Genomic DNA, 19,505 nt, shown 5'->3' on the forward strand with positions numbered 1-19,505 from the left:
AAAAAGTTTCATGGAAAAATCAAATTTCTCCATGAAACTTACATGTTAAAAGTTATCATTTCCCTCCACTAAAGCTTGTAAGTTAGCGAGAGAAGCCTCGTAGCCCTTCGTATTAAAAGTGACCGTGGTGCCATTTTTTTCTTCCTCTAAGACAATAGCGATCAGTGTTTCTTCTATACCTAAGTAAAACGAAAACTCTCGATTTGGCGTTACATTTTTAATCGTTAACACCATCGGTAATTTTTCCGCAAGCTGATTTTGTTCATTCGGCATTATCGAGAATATCATCTCTTCTCCTACCTCTAATTCGGGGATTTCCCAAGTTGAATCAGGGGCATACCATTGCGTCAGCAGCTGTTCTTCTGTGACAGCCCGCCAAACTGTTGCAATACTTGCATCAATCCAAATCGAACTTTTTTCTTGATCCATCATCGCATTCCTCCGTTTGCTGAAATCGCGCTTTTTCTATAACTTTATCCTATTATAGGAATAAATAACAGTTACAACTTTAATTCTTTGTTTTTAGGTTTTGCTATGCTTTTCCGCAACAATCCAACATAAAAAGCGTGTTTTGACAATTGCTTGTTTAAAACACACTCTTTAAGGACATTTCTTATGTTCTACGCATATAAGCACGGACGGTTAGTGGCGCAAAAATGATGACAACAATTGCAGCCCCAATAAGTGAAGCTGACAAATCCCAACCTATAGCTCCCGAATTTGTAAGTTCTCTGACGGCTGTGACGAGATGTGAAATCGGATTAATTTTCACAAACCACTGTAGGAAATTTGGCAAAGTCTCTGCTGGAACAAAAGCATTAGAAAGAAATGTCAGTGGAAACAGTACTAGCATGGAAATCCCTTGTACACTCGAAGCTGTACGTGCAATGACACCAAAGAAGGCAAAGATCCAGCTAATAGCCCAGGCACAGACAATAACTAAAAGCCCCGCAAGTACAACGTGGCCCAATCCCCCTTCTGGTCGATACCCCATGATATATCCCATAGTAAAAGTAAGCACAGTTGCAATAGTATAACGAATCGTATCTGCCAATAGAGCCCCTGCCAGTGGAGCAATACGTGCAATCGGTAATGATTTAAATCGATCAAACACCCCTTTATCCATATCTTCCCGCAATTGGACTCCTGTAACAATTGAAGTAGTGATGACCGTTTGCACGAGAATTCCTGGAATGATGACTGGCAAATAGTTTTGCACATTACCCGAAATGGCTCCCCCAAAAATATAGGTGAACATGAGGGTGAAAATAATCGGTTGAAGCGTTACATCAAATAATTGCTCTGGTGTACGTCGAATTTTTAATACGCCTCGATAAGCCATCGTTAACGAATTTCTTAAAGATTGATTGAAGCTCGGCTTCTTTAGCAATTGACTTTTCATACTCTTTCCCCCTCTACTTGCTCAGAGCCCTTGAGTTCTTGGGGGACATTTTCACCAGTAATGGTCAAAAACACTTCATCTAAGGTCGGTTTTTGTACACTAAACTCGTCAAGCTGAATTCCTTTTTGACGAAGTGCGATTAGTAAATCAGTAACAGCGTCAACATTTGCCATCGGGGCCGTAATCTTCCCAATGTCCTGTGTAACTGTTGTTTTTACTTTAAGTATTTGTTCAATGGTTTCACGAGCCACTATGATCTCCTGGTGATTTCGAATATTCAAATGTAAAGATGATGTACCTACAGATGCTTTTAGCTCATCGACTGTTCCCTCCGCAACTACTCGGCCATGATCAATAACGGCAAGTCGATCTGCCAGTTCATCAACCTCTTGCAAATACTGTGTCGTTAATAGGACGGTTGATCCTGTATCTACTAATCGACGGATCGTGTCCCACATTTGATTACGTGTTCGTGGGTCTAAGCCTGTAGTCGGCTCATCTAAGAAAATCAATGGTGGCTGTGCGATCAAACTCGCAGCCAAGTCCAAGCGACGGCGCATACCGCCAGAGAAATTTTTCAATGGACGTTTAGCGGCTTCTGATAAACCGAACTCTTCCAGTAATTCAGCTGCTTTATTCCGGGCCTCTGTACGTCCCAATCCTAACAAACGAGAGAAGATAATCAAATTTTCCGTTGCACTAAGTGACTCGTCAACCGAAGCATACTGACCAGTGACTCCAATTAATTGACGTACAATGTGAGGCTCTTTCACTATGTCATAACCGAATATTCGTGCCGTCCCAGCATCTGCTCGTAGTAGGGTTGCAAGCATTCTGATAGTAGTAGTCTTTCCTGCTCCGTTAGGACCAAGTACACCATAGATAGTGCCAGCACGTACGTTTAGATCGACACCATCAACAGCACGATTTTCTCCAAAATGTTTCATGAGACCATGTGCTTCAATGGCCCACTCACTATTCGCTAGCGAGCGTTTCGTTCTATTCATTGTATTTCCTCCTTCGCTTATTTCCATCGTTTCATTTTTCTTGAAACAGATGAAAATAACTTTTATAGATTTTATTAATTGTCTATAAACGGATAATACAACAAATTTGTGAACTGAATGTGAACCGAATAATTTAAGTCATTCATTGAATTTGATTGGCCGTTTTTGAACTCTTCATATTTTTGGTCGTCCTATATAAATTCATTGCACCAAGAGCGACAACTAATGCAACAATATCCAACGCTACTTGATAGCTTGAAAATGTCGTTACCATTAAACCATATAATGAAGGAGCGATCACAATAAAAAACTGATTCAACGTCAAGGCTGCACTCACAGTTAGACCAACATAATGTGGATTCGATTGCTCTGTCACACAGGCGATAAACAATGAATACCAGCCAAGTGCTACGAAGCCCAATAAGAAACAACCTAATAGCATCAACAATTTCGCATGTAGCATAAGCGGCAATAGGACGATAAGAATAACTGCACTAGTCATTACGATCATTAATAAAAATTCCCGCTTCTGCGCAAAAAATTGGTCACTAATCCACGCAATGGCTACTCTTCCAATCATTCCACCGATTAATACAAGGCTTAAATATTGCCCCGCCGCTGTTAAGGAATAACCTCCTTCTTCATGTAAATAACTCATAAAATGGGCAACGAGTATCATTTGTAAGGTCATCATCACAATTCCAACAATATAGATTGGATATAAATCTTTATTATTTTTAATAGCTTCGAGCTTCTCTTTAAAAGTGACAGAGGTTGCAGCTACTGCTACTCGATTTTTAGGCTCCTGATAAATCAGTAAAAAAAGCAGTCCCCCAGCAATAGCTACTATGCCTTGCACAAGATGCACCGATGTTAGGCTATGGTGATAGTACATATATGTGAGAATGGCTGATGCTAAGGCTCCACCGATTGGGATGCCTGTTTGTCGAATGCCAATTGCTAGCCCGCGATGTTTGTCTGGAAACCATTTCACAATTGCGGTGCTGCCCCCTGTTTGTGCACTTCCGTACCATACGCCTACAATTAATAATAAAAATAACAACACTGCATAATTATTGACCAACATGAGAAGTAGCGCTGAAAATCCTAGTAAAATAGATCCCCACCCTATAATTTGTTTTTCCCCTCGTTTATCCATTAAATAGCCGAACAAAATCATCGAAAAAATTGGCCCAATATTAACAGCAGAAACGATAAAACCAGTTTGAAACGATGATAAACCCCATTCAATTTGATAAAATGTGGCAATTGGCCCCATGCCATAAGTTACAAAAGTTGCCGCAGTTTGTGACAGTGTAGCTACTAATACAATGATCCATTTATAATATGTATTCATAAAATTCCCTCCAATGCTATTTCACTGATTCATTGACTTTACGTATTTGAGTTTACGCTTGCTCATTGAATGCGTAAAATGGAGGAAAATGATAGTAGCTATCAAAAAATTTTATAGGTGTGTGACATACAACATGAACATAGAAGAAATAGCATTAAAGATCGAAATTTTAGAGAGGCAAAATCTTAGTAAATCCGCTGAAATTACAAATTATACGCAATCTGCCTTAACCTCTAAAGTAAAGAAAATGGAGGCGGAAATTGGTCAGGAGGTGTTTAATCGTACACCGCAGGGGCTGAAGATTACAAATGTAGGAACACAATATTTAAAATTTCTAAAACTTATGACACAGGAGTACGATGACTTTTTACAAGTGATTGGTTCAGCGCAAACGAAGACCAAAATTAGCCTGGGCACTTCCCATACAACGATTAAAATTTATGGCGCATCCATTATGAATGCCTTGCAGACAAATAATATTTCTTTAGATATCGATTTCACTGTGGAATCTAGCACTTCCTTAAATGAAAAAATACATCATGCTGAAATGGATTGTGCACTGACGAGTAATCCTATTAAACACTACTCTGATGTAAATTATGACATGATTGCAACAGAAACATTTGAAGTCATTTCGAACGATTCACATATTATTGATTTTGAGAAACGTTCGTCTGTCACACTCCTTGTGTTAAGTAGAGGCTGTATGTATACACGGGCGATGGCACAGTGGTTAAAAAAGAATCAAGTTCCATTTACGATGAAGGAAATAAAATCGGTCAGTAGTATCCTTGATTTCCTACAAATAGACAATACGATTGCTGTGTTAAATACAAAACTAATTGACCTTTATAACTATTCCAACATTCACTATTATGATTTGCCGAAGTTAAATAAAGTGATAGAGACTGTCTTTATTTACAAGAAGAGCGAGAGTCAACAATCTTGTATTTTTCAATTAAAACATGTGATTGAATCGTTGTTGGAAGACCCTATTGAGCAAAGCTAGTTTGTTCAATAGGGTCTAAATCAATTTATCGGAATGATTTTATGAATTGTCGGAACAATTTTAGGATTTATCGGAACAATTCTAAGATTTGTCGCTCTAATTTTTAGGTTTATCGCCCAACTTTTTATTTTTATCACCCACTTCTCAACAAAATCAAAGAACAGCTAATCCTTGTGATCCAAAATAAGGGGGTTGAGTCCAAGCAGCAACCTGCAATCTAACTAGACTTCCACCCTCTTGAATCGCAAATACGGAGACCGTTCCCTGATTTCCGTTAAGGGTGTAAAAATGCCGTCCATCTTTACTCACACCAACATCCATTGGCAGTCCTGGAGTTGTTCCTATCGGTGTACTAGTAATCTGCCCTGCCACTGACAGGGCACCATTGGGATAGATCCGGTAAGTGGAAATAGTGCCACTTAAAGTATTAGTTATGAATGCAAAACGTTCATCTCTTGTCGTGATTACCCAGCATGCTGTTTTATATCCGTTTGGTACAGAGCCACTGATCACTTGAAGAATCCCGTCGTTGCTCATTGAATAGGATGACAGGGCATTTGAACTTGCTTCAGTAACTAAGAGGATTTCAGAGGATAGAAAATAGGCACCCAATGGACCGTCACCATAAGAATCATTAACGATTGGTTCTGTAACCGTACCATTTTGATTTACGTTGAAAACACTAAGACGGTTTGAAGTATACTCAGTTACTAGGAGCTTACTACCATCATGTGTGAAAAGAACCTGAGCGGGCTCGGCATTGAAAGTGCTGAGAGAACGTGAGGAGTCAGCAATAGGAGTAAGGCGCCCGTGTTCATCTATGCGAAACCCTTTGATGTTCGATGCATAATTGTTTGCGGCATTCCCTACATTAGCAACATAGACAAGATTACCAAACACATCTACACTATTAGGCTGAGCACCTCCCGATGGCTTCACGTCCACGAGAACGGGCACACCGCTGTCACTAATGATAAAACTGCTAATACTATGACTGCCTGCGTTCACTGCAAGAAGAAAACGACCATCACGGGATAAGGTTAATGCTCCTTGTGACGTAAGGGGATCGACACCGTTGTTTGGGGTTGCCGCCGAGACTTTCCTTATGCCAGTACCTCTACCATTAGTTGGATAGGCACCCACAAAGACGAGCATTCCATTTGTGTCCCTGTAAAAGGCAATGACTTGATTCATGACTTCATTATTCGTCATCATGTAAACCATACTTACACTTGCAGGGGAATTTTTGTTCATATAATCTTTCCTCCTTTTATAGCTTTATATGGTTCTTTAACGGTTTCGATTCCCTGTTTTTTATTTAAAAACAACAATTGGACTGCCGAAACAGCTGTCCAATTGTTGTGCAGTAACACCTAGCTTTTTTCGATGTAATAAAAAAAACGCGGCAAGTGAAAAAGCCATGTTTTTAGGTTGAAATAGAAAAACAAAATAATGTCCCTTCTTCGTCTGAATGGAGTGAATAGCTTACTTGAAGCATTCTAGCGATATCATCAATGATCTTCAAACCAAGACCTTCACTTACACAATTTTGTGCAAAGCCAATACCGTTATCCATCATGAAAATCTTATTATCTTTTATTGTTATCTCGAGCTTTGTAGCTTTTGAATGTTTCAAAGTGTTTTGGAACACATTATCGAACATTCGTTGTAGCCATAGTTCATTACTCGTCCATGTTAAATGGGTATCTACTGGATGATATATTAATTCAATGTTATGCATTCTATATAAATAGCTCCACTTTTTTATCATCGTTTCTAACAAGGTCGTGAGTTGCACTTCCTCCGTCACGATATAAGAATTCTCCATTGTGTCTAAGGATTGCAAATTAAATTCATTCGTTAAGCTAGCGATATAATGTATTTGCTCATTCAAGGATTCCACCAATTTAGGTTGCTCCTTAAAGGTATCTTCTAGATAAAATAATTGTAAACGAATAGCTGTTAACGGGGTATTAATATCGTGTCTAAGCTTTTGTAATAGTTCTTTTTGTAGCTCCTGCTGTTGTTTAAGCTCTAATTCCCGATAAGTAGTTCGCTCAATTAGTATATTAACTGACTGAATTAACTGTCCAATTTCATCCTCACTGCCAACCTCTAATGTACTTAGGATTCTTTCATTACTCGCTAAGTCACGGATCGTTTTGTTTAACATATTAATTTTCGTTAGTAATGTATTGATCGATTTCGAAAATAAAAATGCTAGCAAACATAATGATAGGAAGAACACAATCAGCATCGTTGGATAGGCGAAAGATTCATGGAATGGAGTGCCTTTATTTCTAGTTTTAAAAGCGAATTCATAAATAATAGACATCGACACACTAATCCCTAATAAGACGATTGGAACACTGACTATAGCAGTAAATAATAATAATCGATACTTTGTTTTTAATGTCATTTCTTTAAGTAGGTATTTAATCGATACCCTTCTCCGTAAATATTTTGTAGGATGGTACCTGATGAATCATGAATTTTCGTTCTGATCTTTTTGATATGGACATTGATTATATTTTGATTTCGATCTTCAAGCGGCCATAAATAGTCAAAAAAATGATCCTTCGTTAACACCCGATTCTTGTTGTCAAATAAATAAAAGAAAATTTTACGCTCGATTGCTGTTAATGAAATTTCATCATGTATATTATTTTTAAATAATTTACGATGCTCTAAATCAATCAATAGATGCTGAATTTGCGCGAATGTTCCATATTGCTGCTCTAGCATTTTCTGCATTCTTAAAAGGAGCTCTCTCGGATCAAATGGTTTTGTCATATAGTCTTCTCCAACGGTTAACCCTTGAAGCTTGCTCTCTATATCATTACGAGCTGAAAGAAAAATAATGGGAATATTTAAGCCTAAACTTTTAATGTTCTTTGTCAGCTGGTAACCATCTTCCCCTGGAAGCATAATGTCCATTACGACTAAATCGATTTGATGGATAAGGTTCATAATTTCTCGTCCATCAGTTTTCCATACAACGTCGTAACCTTCACGTTGTAGTATTTTTTGCATCAAATCGCCAATCATTTGGTCGTCTTCTACTATTAAAATCGTAAATCCTTTCATTACCTCGGCCTTTCTGTATTGCCAACTTTTTTCTTCATAAATTTTATAGCAAGATTATAAATTTCATCAGGTTTGTATAAATAAATACTATGAGTACCACTTAATTCTCTCACTTCCGAAATGTTAATTTGCTCGGCAAATTCCGCATATTTCTGGCTGTGGTACTTCGTAAATTTTGAATCTTTATTTTGTTCAGCAATAGCATCTATTAATAATATCGGTGTGTCTTTTGGTTTCGGAAGCGCTTCTGATTTTAAACTATTTTCGTACACATGCAGTAGCTCATTTTTCATATCATCATTAAAAACTTGTTTATAGGATAGTGCCTTATATATTTCTTTTTCTTCCTCCGATAAAAATGGTTGCTTCATTACTTCTGGATTATACACTTGCGAAGGTGTTAATCGATGTACGCCTAATTTCGTTAGTAAATTCATCCCCTTAACAGTCCATAAATCGATTACTCCCATTTTATGCTCCGCATATTGACTTGGCAAACCTATATCAAGAGCAATAATCCCCTTAATTTCTTCAGGATATTTTTGTGCCCAATATATCGCTTCAACCCCCGAGATGGAATGTGGTACTAATATATAAGGAGGCTTATTTCCACTTTTCAGAAGCGCTTCTCTCGTCTGTGCTAAAATTGTATCAATATCTCGTTCGTCACTTGAGACATCGCTATACCCATATCCCGCTCTATCAATAACAGCAATCTTCTGTTCTTGAGAAAATTTACTGTACAGCCCTTTCATTTCATAAATCGGTGCCGCAACTCCTGAGCCTGCCATAAACACATAAGTATCCTGACCATCCCCCTCAGTGTAAACATTGATTTTTTGATGATCGACCTCAACAAGTGTTCCGTTAGTATCTAAAAGTTTGGATTCCTTACTAAGCTGATATCGATCATAGCTGAATATCGCCACTAGTCCAATAAGTATAACTGCAATAAAGTAGATAGCTATTTTCTTAACTATTTTTCTCATATAATTCCCCTTTCAGTTGATACTGTAAGAATAAACAATAAAAATAAATATCTAATTAATTTTTGGCAGAAAATAAAAAAACTGTCTAATAAGTTTTTACACACTTAATAGACAGCCTTCTATATGTTATTCTACTTGCTCAAGCAAAAGTTTTTGCTGGAGATTACTATAGATACCTTGTTTTTGCATGAGCTGCTCGTGATTGCCCTGCTCAACAATTTCACCTTGTTGAATAACAAGAATTTGGTCAGCATTTTCGATTGTTTTTAGACGGTGCGCAATAACAAAGCTTGTGCGTCCCTGCATTAAATGCTGGAGACCTTTTTGGATATCGACCTCTGTTTGCGTATCCACACTGGATGTAGCTTCATCCAAAATCAAAATATCCGAATTTTCTAAAATTTCCCGGGCAATAGCCAATAATTGTCGTTGACCTTGACTTAAGTTTGCCCCACCTGCTTGTACAGGTGTATCATATTGTGCCGGTAAATATTTAATAAAATTATGGGCATTCGCGATTTTCGCCGCTTCTTCCACCTCTTCATCTGTAGCATCAAGTTTACCGAAACGAATATTTTCACGAATCGTTCCAGAAAATAAATACGTATCCTGCAAGACAACACCCACTCGTTGACGGATCGTTGCCATTTTGTAATCCTCGATATTATGACCATCAATCAAAATTTCCCCTGCATCGACATCATAAAAACGAGTTAACAAATTGATAATCGTTGTTTTCCCTGATCCGGTTGGACCGACAAGTGCAATCGTTTCACCCGCCTTGGCTCGGAAGCTAATATTTTTCAGTACTGGCTTCTCTGGCACATAGCTGAAGGATACATGTTGAAATGACACATCCCCTTTTAAGCTTTGACAATCAAGGGCATGTTTTTTATCAGCTACTTCCGATGGTTCATCTAAAATTCCGAAGACTCGTTCCGCCCCAGCAATCGCTGACTGGAATGTGTTCAAAAGGTTAGATAGCTGATTCAGTGGACGGAAAAATTGACGTGTATACGTGACAAATGCGGCAATAACCCCAACCGAAACGATACCCTTTACCGATAAAAATGCTCCTGTGCCAATAACAACAGCTAAACCTAAGTTATTCATAAAGTTATTAATTGGGCCTAGTAAACCAGAAGTAATTTCTGCTCGTTGCGCCGAGTTACGGAGATCTTCGTTCTGTTTATGGAACGTTTCAATCGTTTGTTGTTCTGTTCCAAAAAGCGTCACAACCTCCGCCCCCGTAATCATTTCCTCAATATAACCGTTCAGCTTCCCTAAATCACGTTGACGTGCCGCATAGTTTTTACTACTACGTTTAATAATCTGCTTCGTCGTAAAAACAATTAGGGGAATAATAATCAGTGTTACGATTGCTAGCTGCCAACTTAGAGAGAACATAGCAATACTAACACCAATTACCGTTAGCACCGACGATACGATTTGTGTCACACTTTGTGCAAGTGCCGTATTTAAATTATCGATATCATTTGTTACACGGCTCATTAAATCACCGAGTGCTCGCTGATCGAAAAATCTCAGTGTTAATGTTTGTAGCTTTTTAAATAGTTCTAGTCGCAATGTCCGAATTGTTTTCATCGCCACATGAATCATGACATATGTTTGTAGCCACGTAAAAATAGACGCTGCAGTATAGATAACTGCTAGCACAACACCTAGACGAATCGTACCAGCAATGTCCTTTTTCATAATATATTCATCAACGATATGTCCGATTAAGTACGGCCCTGCTAAACTTAAAAATGTAGAAGCTACTACAAAAAAGATAGAGAAAAAAAGTCCTATTTTTTGTTGCTTCAAATATTGCCATACATGATTAATCGTTGCTTTTTGATTTTTCGCCTTTTCAGTTGGACCAGCCATACGTGGTCCACGTCCAAAATTCATTTGCTTTGGTTGACTTTTACTCATTGTTGTACACCAGCCTTTTGCTGTGAAGCGTAAATTGCTTGGTATGGTTTATTATTTTGCAATAACTGTTGATGTGTCCCTTGACCTACAATTTCGCCGTCCTCTACTACAAGAATTAGGTCCGCCTGTTGAATAGAAGCAATTTTAGACGCTACGATAAACGTCGTTGTATCTTTATATTGATTGCCAATAGCTTGCTGGACATGTTTTTCAGAGGCGCTATCAAGAGCAGATGTTGTATCGTCCAACACTAAAATAGCTGGTTGTCTTACGAGTGCACGCGTTAACGCTAATCGCTGCTTTTGACCGCCAGAGAGATTGGTTGCCCCCTGTGAAAGTTCATATGCTACTCCTTTATCAAGCCGGTCCACAAATTCAGTGGCACATGCTGCATCAAGAGCTTGCTGTAATTCCTCTGACGTTGCATCCGCTTTACCAAGACGAATATTATTGTCAATTGCACCTGAGAACAGTAATGCTTTTTGAGAGGTAAAGCCGATATGTTTACGTAAAGTTGATATTGCATAATCATTTAGCGGCTTTCCATCCAAATATATTTCTCCACCAGTCGGGTCAAATAAACGTGGTAATAGTTTCACTAATGTTGATTTTCCACTACCTGTTTTGCCGATAAGACCTACCGTTTGCCCCGGTTTTACTGAAAATGTAATATTTTTCAGCACATCCTCCGCCGATTCATAATAACGATAGCTCACATTGTGAAAGTCAATCGCCCCTTGAATTGGCGAGGTAAGTGGATTTTCTGCTTCCTTTACTGCTACTTCTTTATTTATAACATCCATGATACGCTCTCCTGAAGGAATAGCTCGTGCAATTTGCATTAGCACCATGCTAGAAGTCATCAAACCATTTAAAATAATCGTTAAATAGTTAATAAATGCGAGGATGACCCCAACCTGTAATGTACCAGCTTCTACTTTAATTGCACCAAGCCAAAGTGCTGCTACAATGCCTAGATTGACAACAAACATTGTAAACGGCACAAGTACACCAACAATTTGCTCTGCTGAAATAAAGCGCTTCGTCAGCGTATCATTTAGCCCGCTAAATTGTTCAATCTGTTGCGTTTCACGACGGAACGCCTTCACAACACGAATCCCTGCTAAATTTTCCTGAAGCTTCGTATTAACACCATCAATCGCTTCCTGCACTCTTCGGTATAGGACACCTGAGTACTTTGTGAAAAAGTACATCGCAATAATTAATATCGGTACAATAATAAGAAGTATAGAAAATAGCTCGCGTGCTGTCACAAAAACAATAATGACCGCTCCAATAAATAATAGAGGACCACGTACAAAAATACGCAATGTCATCATAAACGCACGCTGAACACTTTCCACATCACTCGTTAAAATCGTAATGAGCTTCCCTGTTGTAAAAGCGTCACGCTCCTTTGCCGAATACGTCATCATTTTTTCATACAGTGATTGACGAACATCCGATGCAAAATGGATCGCTGCCTTTGAACTATAATAGGAGCAACCTATCCCTCCAACAAGTCCAAATACCGCACTCATTAGCATCCAAATGAACATTTTCAGCACATATGGATTGTCGCTATTAGCAATACCTGTATCGATCATATGCTGCATAATAGTCGGCTGTAGTAAATCCATCGTTACCTCTAATACCATTAATAATGGCGCGATCAAGGTAAAAAATTTATAGGGTCCTAAAAACCCTCCTAACTGTTTAATTGCCTGCATTCTTTCGTCTCCGTTCTTCTCTTTAACACCTTAATTATAACTGAAAATCATTCTCAAGTGGTAATTAATTTTTCGTGTCTCGTAATATTCGAGACACGGTCAATATCATGCGAATAACCCTCTATTTAGAAATAAAGGGTGTATTTTCCCATTTTTCCATTATAATAATTATAAGTAATAATTGGGGTTGAATTCCGTTCCGACTGAGCGCTTTCCTAAGGGCGTCCAGTGGCCCACCGCAATAAAATTATCTCTAACTTTTGATATGAGCCCTTAAATTAAAGCTGAAACGAGGATGAATCATGGAAAACACTATACATAAAGCATTACAACTACGAAGACAAGGAAAACTACAAAAATCGAAAGAAATGTTTTTGACATTATTATCAATTGATCCACTCAATCCTTCCCTCCATTATCAATGTGCACGAAGCTTTGATATTTTGGCTGAAGAAACAAAGGCAATGCCATTTTATGAAAAAGCGATTGAATTAGGCTTAACAGATGACGAACTAGAGGATGCATTCATCAAATTAGGAAGCATTTATCGAACGCACGAACGCTTTTCAGAAGCTAAAAAACTATACCAAGAAGCAATGCGTAAATTTCCTAAAAAAGAGCAAATGGAAATATTTTATACAATGGCATTATATAACTTAGGAGAGCATGCTGAAGCAATGGGTTTCTTAATTAACAACCTTGCTTATACGACAACTAATCAAGATATATTAAAGTACTATCGAACAATTACTTATTTAGGTAATCGATTAGATTCTAGTAGCGATGAAATTATCAGTCTAGAAAAAAAAACCATTGCAAACAGAGCCTTCTACAAAATCTATCGTAGAAAAAATTACAGAGGGTCTTGAAAATTTCGGTATTGGCGGTTTTTATACTAGTAGTGGCTTTGAATATGATGAATATTATCGTTTTTTTAATGATCGAGATTTAGAAACACGGCGATGTGCCCTTGCCGCTTTTACAGTAATGCTCGGTGCATGGCATGCTCTCAGTGGCTTTACTTTTATTCCACAACATGACCGAAAATATTTAGGTGGATATGATCCAAATGAACCATTTCATGAATTGAATAATTACATCGAAGCCTTCGTTGCTCATCATCAACATATAAAACGAGATTTCCCTGTGATGTTTACATATATTATTAAATTTTTTATTTCTATTGAAGAAGAAAGAAAAGTACCGTATGAAAAATGGTTTCCAGAATTAGATGCTCATCTCGTTCAACGATTGAGAGATGAAGTATTACTTCCCAATAAATTACTTTTACAAGCCCCTACTGAATACAAATACTTTTTAAGGGAAGCTGGTATTTCACCATTTTTCGAAGAAAATTTTTTTGAATAACTGTGATAAGCCATGTAGGTAACAACTGGCCAAATACTCGGAAAAGTAGGAAACTCGAATAATACAAGTGAACCACATTTACACATTCACGCCGAAAAGGATGGGAAAGGTGTACCGATAACATTTAATGATGATTTTTAGTGCGAAATAGATTGGTACGATAATATTAACGATAAATAAAAATGGTTAAATTCTCAAAAGAGGGTGGATCACGAATGTCTGAAAAAAATCAAACAAACAATAGTTCTGTAATTTCTTTAACGGTTGGAATTCTATCATTGCTAATACCTTTTATTGGTTTAATCTTAGGCATTATAGGAATAATATTTTCAAGTAAAGCTGTAAAAGAAATTAATACAACCAATGCAAGTGGTAGAGGATTAGCAACTGCAGGTTTAATTTGTAGTATAATAGGGATCATTTTACAAATCCTAGCAATTTTGGGGTATGTAGCTTTTTTCTCAATGACGGTAGTTAAATATTAACAGCTAAATAGAGCGCAATTCGTGCTCTTTTTTATCTGTGCGATTTTCAATACTTTTGTCCCCCTAAAGGGAACTCGTTTATTTGACCCGAGCAATTTTTTTCTTTTACGTAAGCGTCTCCCCCTTTTCTCACAAAAAAATCCACCTCCATGTTTTTCCAACATGGAGGTGGACTTAGCATTACAAATCATCAAAGCCGTTATCTTCTACATTAACCTTTACATACTGGCGAGAACGCTGCTCGAAGAAATCTGTTTTTCCTAAGTCAACATCCTCATACGCTTTCACCCATTTCAAAGGATTTTTGCGATAGCCTTCAAATGGGCGCTCCACGCCAAGCTGATTGCAGCGTATATTGGCATAGAAATGTACATAATCATGCACATCTTCTACATCTAGACCATCAACTTTATCGCCAATTACTTCATTAGCCCAATCGACTTCTAGTTGAACAGCTTCACGGAAGATCTCTTGTACACGAGCTGCCCTCTCAGGTGTATCGTATTGAGGATATTCCTCTAATAGCTCCTGATAAATCTTCACAAATAAATCCACATGTAGCTGCTCATCGCGGTTAATATAATTGATCATCGTTGACGAGGCCACCATTTTTTGATTGCGTGCTAAATGATAGAAGAACGCGAAGCCAGAATAGAAGAATAACCCTTCTAAAATTACATCATAGACAATCGCTTCTAGCATATTTTCAACAGATGGTTCCTCGGAAAATGCTTGGTAGCCTTTAATTACGAAGTCATTGCGTCGCTCTAGTACCGGCTCTGTACGCCAAAAGTCAAACGTACGATCCTGCTCATCTTTGTTCACAATACTTGATAACACATAAGAATAAGAGTGATTATGAATAACCTCTTGTTGCGCTAAAATAATCATTAATGCATTTAAGCTTGAATCTGTTAAATAATCCGCTACTTTCCCTGCAAAATCAGTTTGCACACTGTCTAATAGTGCTAGTAAGCCAATAATTTTTAAAAAGGATTCCTGTTCATCTGCTGATAGCTGTGGAAACTGCTTCACATCATTGCTCATATTAATTTCGAACGGTGTCCAGAAGTTACCGAGCATTTTTTTATACTTAGGATAAGCCCAGCTAAAACGCACATCATCCCAGTTTAAAATGTTAGAAGAGCGCCCGTTGACAATTCCTGTTGAACGGTTCGGTGCATCCTTGTCCATAATTTGTCGTTTTGTAATAGTTGTCATTGTTACTTCCTCCTAGCTCGCGCAAGACTCACATTCTAGCAATTCTACAGACGTTGAGCGCACGTAATAAGTCGTTTTTACACCGCTCGCCCAAGCATTCATATGCAATGCTAGTAAATCTTTCGCCTTAATCGTATTTTGAACATATAAATTAAGTGAAATGCCTTGGTCGATATGACGTGCTCGTGCAGCATTTTGCTTGATTGTCCAATTTTGATCGATGAAATAAGCAGATTTATAATACCAAGTCGTTACAGGTGATAAATCTGGTACTGTTACTGGAATTTTATAATCCTTCTTCTCCTCTGAATAACTCTTTTGGAAAATTGGATCAATCGTAGCCGTACTGCCCGCTAAAATGGACGTTGAAGAGTTCGGTGCAACTGCCATTACATAGCCGTTACGCATGCCTTTTTCAGCAACCGCGGCGCGTAAAGCGTTCCATTTATCGCTGTCATAGCCACGTTTGTCAAAATACGCACCCGTATGCCAATCTGAGCCATCAAATAATGGGTAAGCTCCTTTTTCACATGCCAAATCGTTAGAAGCACGAATCGTTAAATACGCAATTTCTTCATATAGCTTGTCCGCAAATTCTACAGCTTCCTCTGACTCCCATTGAATTTCTTTCAGAGCTAATAAATGGTGCCAGCCAAATGTGCCAAGCCCAATACCACGGTAGCGTAGGTTCGTACGCTCTGCTTGTTTTACTGGAATTGTATTTAGCGCAATAACGTTATCTAACATACGTACTTGCACTGGGATTAATCGTTCTAGAACACCGGCCGGTACTGCTCTACCTAAATTAATAGATGATAAGTTACATACAACGAAATCTCCAGGCTTGCGACGTGTTACGATGACATCATCTTCTAGTGTAATAGATTCGAATTCAGTAGCCGACATATTTTGGAAGATTTCTGTACACAGGTTCGAACTGTAAATCATCCCTTCATGCTTATTCGGATTCATACGATTTACTTCATCACGATAGAACATAAACGGCACGCCTGTTTCTAGCTGTGAGCGCATAATACGCTTCATAATATCTATAGCTGGTACGACTTCACGACTTAACAATGGATTCGCGATACATTCCTCATATTTAGTACGGAAAGAACCGTCACCCTTTTTCTCATCGTAGAAATCCTCTAGTGAGTAGCCCATAACCTCTCGTACTTCATGTGGGTCAAATAAGTGCCACTCCCCACGTGCCTCAACAGTTTCCATAAATATATCCGGTAAGCATAGCCCTGTGAAAATATCATGGGCACGCAGACGTTCATCCCCATTGTTTAAGCGTAAATCTAAAAACGTAAAGACGTCTTTATGCCAAACATCTAGATAGACAGCAATAGCTCCTTGTCGTTGCCCAAGCTGATCGACTGAAACCGCCGTATTATTAAGCTGTTTAATCCATGGTAAAACGCCACTTGATGCACCTTTAAAACCTTTAATAGATGAGCCTCGGCTACGAATTTTACCCATATAAACACCAATACCGCCGCCGTATTTCGATAATGTTGCGACATCTGTATTCGTGTCATAAATGCTTTGTAAACTATCATCTACTGTATCGATAAAGCAACTTGATAGCTGTCCATGTGTTTTACCTGCATTCGATAATGTCGGTGTGGCAACAGTCATATATAAATTACTCATTGCCCAATAAGATTCACGGACTTTTTCTAAACGATTTTCTGTTTCATCCTGCATCAGAGTCATCGCAATGACCATCCATCGTTCCTGCGGTAATTCCACTGGTATTTTCGTGTAATCACGGACTACATAGCGGTCCATTAATGTTTTTAAACCAATATACGTAAACAACTCATCTCGACTTGATTCTAGATAAGAAGCGAGTTCCTGAAGCTCCTGCTCACTATATTTTGTTGTTAAACTTTCATGATACAATCCAGCTTCTGTATAGTGTGCTAAATGTTCTGGGAAAACTTTATAAACATCTTTCACTGAAACTCCACGACGCATTGCAAATTGATCATATAGTTTTTCTAAAAAAATTTGAGCTGCGACAAATGTCCAGTATGGCTCCTCCTCATCAATGAGGCTAAGCGTTTGTAAAATCATCGCATCTGCCCATGCTTCAAATGTCGCATTGTCGTTTTTTCGTAGCCATCGATCCGATAATCTTACAAAACTTTCGAGTTCATCCTCTGTGTAGTTTTTCTTGAGCTTAGCAATTTGTTGCTCGATTTGAATTGTCATGTAACATTCTCTCCCTTTCCTTCTCCAGCAACACAAAAAGCGATCACGCAACATTTATCGGTTACGTGATCGCTGTAAAATCGGAAATGGAAATGAAGGACATGCACACAAAGAAGTGAACAAATCTCTCGCCTCCACTTCTCAATCCCCGAAGAATGTGTTGCTGTCTTGAACAACTCGGCAGGTCTCCTGGCTCATGCTTCCTCCAAACGATAGCCTTCCCGTTCTTCACAGTGGCCAATTCATCATTTGTCAGCACTTACAGTTGCGGGGACAGCTTCGGCCTAAGATGACTCTTTTTCCGAATTCCCTTTTAAACCATATTGGTACCGCTCGTCCAAAATACTATATATAGTGTTTTAACTCCTAAACAAATCTAACATATTGTGTTTATTGTTGCAATAGGTGTTTTGCCCCTTGCAAGTTATAAAGTGCTACATTTTCTCGAAACAAGCCCAATTACAATGCAGTTTTACGTAGTTTTTCAAAATTTCTAGGAAATTTTTTTTGTGCTAGCTGCTCTTTTTCTGGCTGAATTCCTAGCAAAACTACTGCACATGGACCAGCCGATTTCTCGACATCTAACGAACTTTTAACCTGTTGCTCGCCAAAAAGTCGGGTAAATTCGGCTTGTAGACCTTTTGATCCAACTGGCCATACTTGCTGCACTATTCCCTCTTTCCACGCCTGAAAAATAGGTTGGAGCTGTGCCACATCTTCAGGCTGTGCAAGGATTTCATTGCCTACAAGCGGTAGTCCATAGGTGTACCAACTAAGCTGTTCATGCTTAGTTGCTGTGCGTTTTTGCTGCTCACCTAGCATCGTTATAGACAAACCTGATTGTAGAGTCGGCATATTGGACTCTGTACTACCGTCTATTTGCGGACAATTAAGACCCGTCTCATCAAAAACCTGCTGAATGCCTGCAACGTAACGAGACCATGCAGCATCCCCTGAAAAATTAGCGAGTATAATATGGCTTGGTAAAGCATTTGCAGCAAGCTGCTCTATAAAAGTAACACGCGCCGTTAAGTATGCCGTTAATTTGTCTGGAGCAGACACAACATCTTGTGGTTTTTCACCAATAGCTGCGGCATTATCAGATGTTGCAATCAACCCACCTATTTTTATTGCATTTCTCAATGTACTCGACCTTCCTTACGCATAAACACTTTAGAGAGAATTGGCATCGCAATGGCAACAATCACTAGATTTATGAGTGTTGCCAATGGAAGACTAGTCAGTGACGCCCAGTAAAATGCAGGACTAATGATAAAGTAAAATGGTAAAGGTGCAACAACACCATTGAAAACAAGTGCCACAGGCCATTTCCAGAAATGCATTCCTTTTTTATGCATTACCCCAAAGACCCATACAACAATAAACATTTCTACTGCGATAATAATATGTAGTGGCCCATATGGAAAGCCAGTAGTTAAGGCTGAGATAAAATGCCCAATGACTCCCGCAACCCCTGCTAATACTGGAGATAAAAATACAACGCTCAACAATGCAGGTGCAGAGTCAAGCGCAGCAGTTGAAATAAATGTTGGTATTTTAATGACTGCACCTACTGCACAAATTGCCGCTACCATGGCAGTGAGCGTCAATTTCATTAATCTTTGTCGATCCATCCCATTTCCTCTTTCCTTTTATATTTGGCTCGTCATGATAACGTAGGTTGAT

General features: G+C 38.5%; 18 protein-coding genes and 1 riboswitch. Of the genes, 4 read left to right on the top strand and 14 right to left on the bottom strand.

Annotated features, from left to right (window positions below; genetic code table 11):
• Window positions 1-45: 45 nt before the first annotated feature.
• From ACIQZA_RS12210 to ACIQZA_RS12225, 4 genes are all read right to left on the bottom strand, one after another.
• Window positions 46-432, bottom strand: a complete 387-nt coding sequence (locus ACIQZA_RS12210; protein ID WP_400933911.1) for an SRPBCC family protein — start codon at window positions 430-432, stop codon at window positions 46-48.
• 181 nt (window positions 433-613) lie between these two features.
• Window positions 614-1,402 carry an ABC transporter permease gene (locus tag ACIQZA_RS12215; RefSeq protein WP_400933913.1) on the bottom strand — a complete coding sequence of 263 codons (789 nt, stop codon included), beginning with the start codon at window positions 1,400-1,402 and terminating at the stop codon, window positions 614-616.
• Window positions 1,399-2,409: an ATP-binding cassette domain-containing protein gene (locus ACIQZA_RS12220; protein ID WP_402882762.1), complete on the bottom strand. Its 1,011-nt coding sequence runs from the start codon at window positions 2,407-2,409 to the stop codon at window positions 1,399-1,401. Before ACIQZA_RS12220 ends, ACIQZA_RS12215 begins: the two co-directional genes overlap by 4 nt.
• 142 nt (window positions 2,410-2,551) lie before the next feature.
• On the bottom strand, window positions 2,552-3,766 hold the full coding sequence (locus ACIQZA_RS12225; RefSeq protein WP_402882764.1) for an MFS transporter: 1,215 nt from the start codon (window positions 3,764-3,766) through the stop codon (window positions 2,552-2,554).
• Window positions 3,767-3,899: 133 nt separating this feature from the next.
• Here ACIQZA_RS12225 and ACIQZA_RS12230 point away from each other — a divergent pair, with 133 nt between their 5' ends.
• On the top strand, window positions 3,900-4,775 hold the full coding sequence (locus ACIQZA_RS12230) for a LysR family transcriptional regulator (RefSeq protein WP_402882767.1): 876 nt from the start codon (window positions 3,900-3,902) through the stop codon (window positions 4,773-4,775).
• 153 nt (window positions 4,776-4,928) lie between these two features.
• Here the strand turns inward: ACIQZA_RS12230 and ACIQZA_RS12235 are convergent, their stop codons facing one another.
• The 6 genes from ACIQZA_RS12235 to ACIQZA_RS12260 all read right to left on the bottom strand — a co-directional run bounded on the left by ACIQZA_RS12235 (window position 4,929) and on the right by ACIQZA_RS12260 (window position 12,519).
• Window positions 4,929-6,029, bottom strand: coding sequence for a lactonase family protein (locus tag ACIQZA_RS12235; RefSeq protein WP_402882770.1), 1,101 nt, complete (start codon window positions 6,027-6,029; stop codon window positions 4,929-4,931).
• Window positions 6,030-6,201: 172 nt separating this feature from the next.
• Window positions 6,202-7,194 carry a sensor histidine kinase gene (locus ACIQZA_RS12240; protein WP_402882772.1) on the bottom strand — a complete coding sequence of 331 codons (993 nt, stop codon included), beginning with the start codon at window positions 7,192-7,194 and terminating at the stop codon, window positions 6,202-6,204.
• The gene (locus ACIQZA_RS12245) at window positions 7,191-7,862 is read right to left on the bottom strand and encodes a response regulator transcription factor (RefSeq protein WP_402882774.1); all 672 of its coding nucleotides are present in this window, start codon (window positions 7,860-7,862) and stop codon (window positions 7,191-7,193) included. Before ACIQZA_RS12245 ends, ACIQZA_RS12240 begins: the two co-directional genes overlap by 4 nt.
• Window positions 7,862-8,851, bottom strand: a complete 990-nt coding sequence (locus ACIQZA_RS12250) for an alpha/beta hydrolase (protein WP_402882777.1) — start codon at window positions 8,849-8,851, stop codon at window positions 7,862-7,864. The genes ACIQZA_RS12245 and ACIQZA_RS12250 overlap by 1 nt, the downstream gene beginning before the upstream one ends.
• A gap of 126 nt (window positions 8,852-8,977) precedes the next feature.
• Complete coding sequence (locus tag ACIQZA_RS12255) at window positions 8,978-10,789, bottom strand: ABC transporter ATP-binding protein (RefSeq protein ID WP_402882779.1); 1,812 nt, start codon at window positions 10,787-10,789, stop codon at window positions 8,978-8,980.
• Window positions 10,786-12,519, bottom strand: coding sequence for an ABC transporter ATP-binding protein (locus tag ACIQZA_RS12260; RefSeq protein WP_402882782.1), 1,734 nt, complete (start codon window positions 12,517-12,519; stop codon window positions 10,786-10,788). The genes ACIQZA_RS12255 and ACIQZA_RS12260 overlap by 4 nt, the downstream gene beginning before the upstream one ends.
• A gap of 302 nt (window positions 12,520-12,821) precedes the next feature.
• On the opposite strand from ACIQZA_RS12260, the gene ACIQZA_RS12265 reads away from it, so the two are divergent.
• The 3 genes from ACIQZA_RS12265 to ACIQZA_RS12275 all read left to right on the top strand — a co-directional run bounded on the left by ACIQZA_RS12265 (window position 12,822) and on the right by ACIQZA_RS12275 (window position 14,372).
• Window positions 12,822-13,388, top strand: a complete 567-nt coding sequence (locus ACIQZA_RS12265) for a tetratricopeptide repeat protein (protein ID WP_402882784.1) — start codon at window positions 12,822-12,824, stop codon at window positions 13,386-13,388.
• Window positions 13,333-13,887, top strand: a complete 555-nt coding sequence (locus ACIQZA_RS12270; protein WP_402882786.1) for a hypothetical protein — start codon at window positions 13,333-13,335, stop codon at window positions 13,885-13,887. Before ACIQZA_RS12265 ends, ACIQZA_RS12270 begins: the two co-directional genes overlap by 56 nt.
• Before the next feature lie 215 nt (window positions 13,888-14,102).
• Complete coding sequence (locus ACIQZA_RS12275) at window positions 14,103-14,372, top strand: DUF4190 domain-containing protein (protein WP_402882788.1); 270 nt, start codon at window positions 14,103-14,105, stop codon at window positions 14,370-14,372.
• 180 nt (window positions 14,373-14,552) lie between these two features.
• Here the strand turns inward: ACIQZA_RS12275 and ACIQZA_RS12280 are convergent, their stop codons facing one another.
• The 4 genes from ACIQZA_RS12280 to ACIQZA_RS12295 form a co-directional block, all read right to left on the bottom strand.
• Window positions 14,553-15,593, bottom strand: a complete 1,041-nt coding sequence (locus ACIQZA_RS12280; protein WP_402882790.1) for a ribonucleotide-diphosphate reductase subunit beta — start codon at window positions 15,591-15,593, stop codon at window positions 14,553-14,555.
• Window positions 15,594-15,605: 12 nt separating this feature from the next.
• Window positions 15,606-17,819, bottom strand: a complete 2,214-nt coding sequence (locus ACIQZA_RS12285; protein ID WP_402882792.1) for a ribonucleoside-diphosphate reductase subunit alpha — start codon at window positions 17,817-17,819, stop codon at window positions 15,606-15,608.
• Between the two features lie 161 nt (window positions 17,820-17,980).
• Window positions 17,981-18,168, bottom strand: a riboswitch (cobalamin riboswitch).
• 110 nt (window positions 18,169-18,278) lie between these two features.
• Entirely contained in the window at window positions 18,279-18,962 is a 684-nt protein-coding gene (locus ACIQZA_RS12290; RefSeq protein WP_402882794.1) for a hypothetical protein, read from the bottom strand.
• Window positions 18,959-19,453: an ECF transporter S component gene (locus ACIQZA_RS12295; protein ID WP_400933953.1), complete on the bottom strand. Its 495-nt coding sequence runs from the start codon at window positions 19,451-19,453 to the stop codon at window positions 18,959-18,961. Before ACIQZA_RS12295 ends, ACIQZA_RS12290 begins: the two co-directional genes overlap by 4 nt.
• Window positions 19,454-19,505: the final 52 nt, after the last annotated feature.

The organism is Lysinibacillus sp. NPDC096382 (assembly GCF_044762845.1).
Taxonomy (GTDB): Bacteria; Bacillota; Bacilli; order Bacillales_A; family Planococcaceae; genus Lysinibacillus.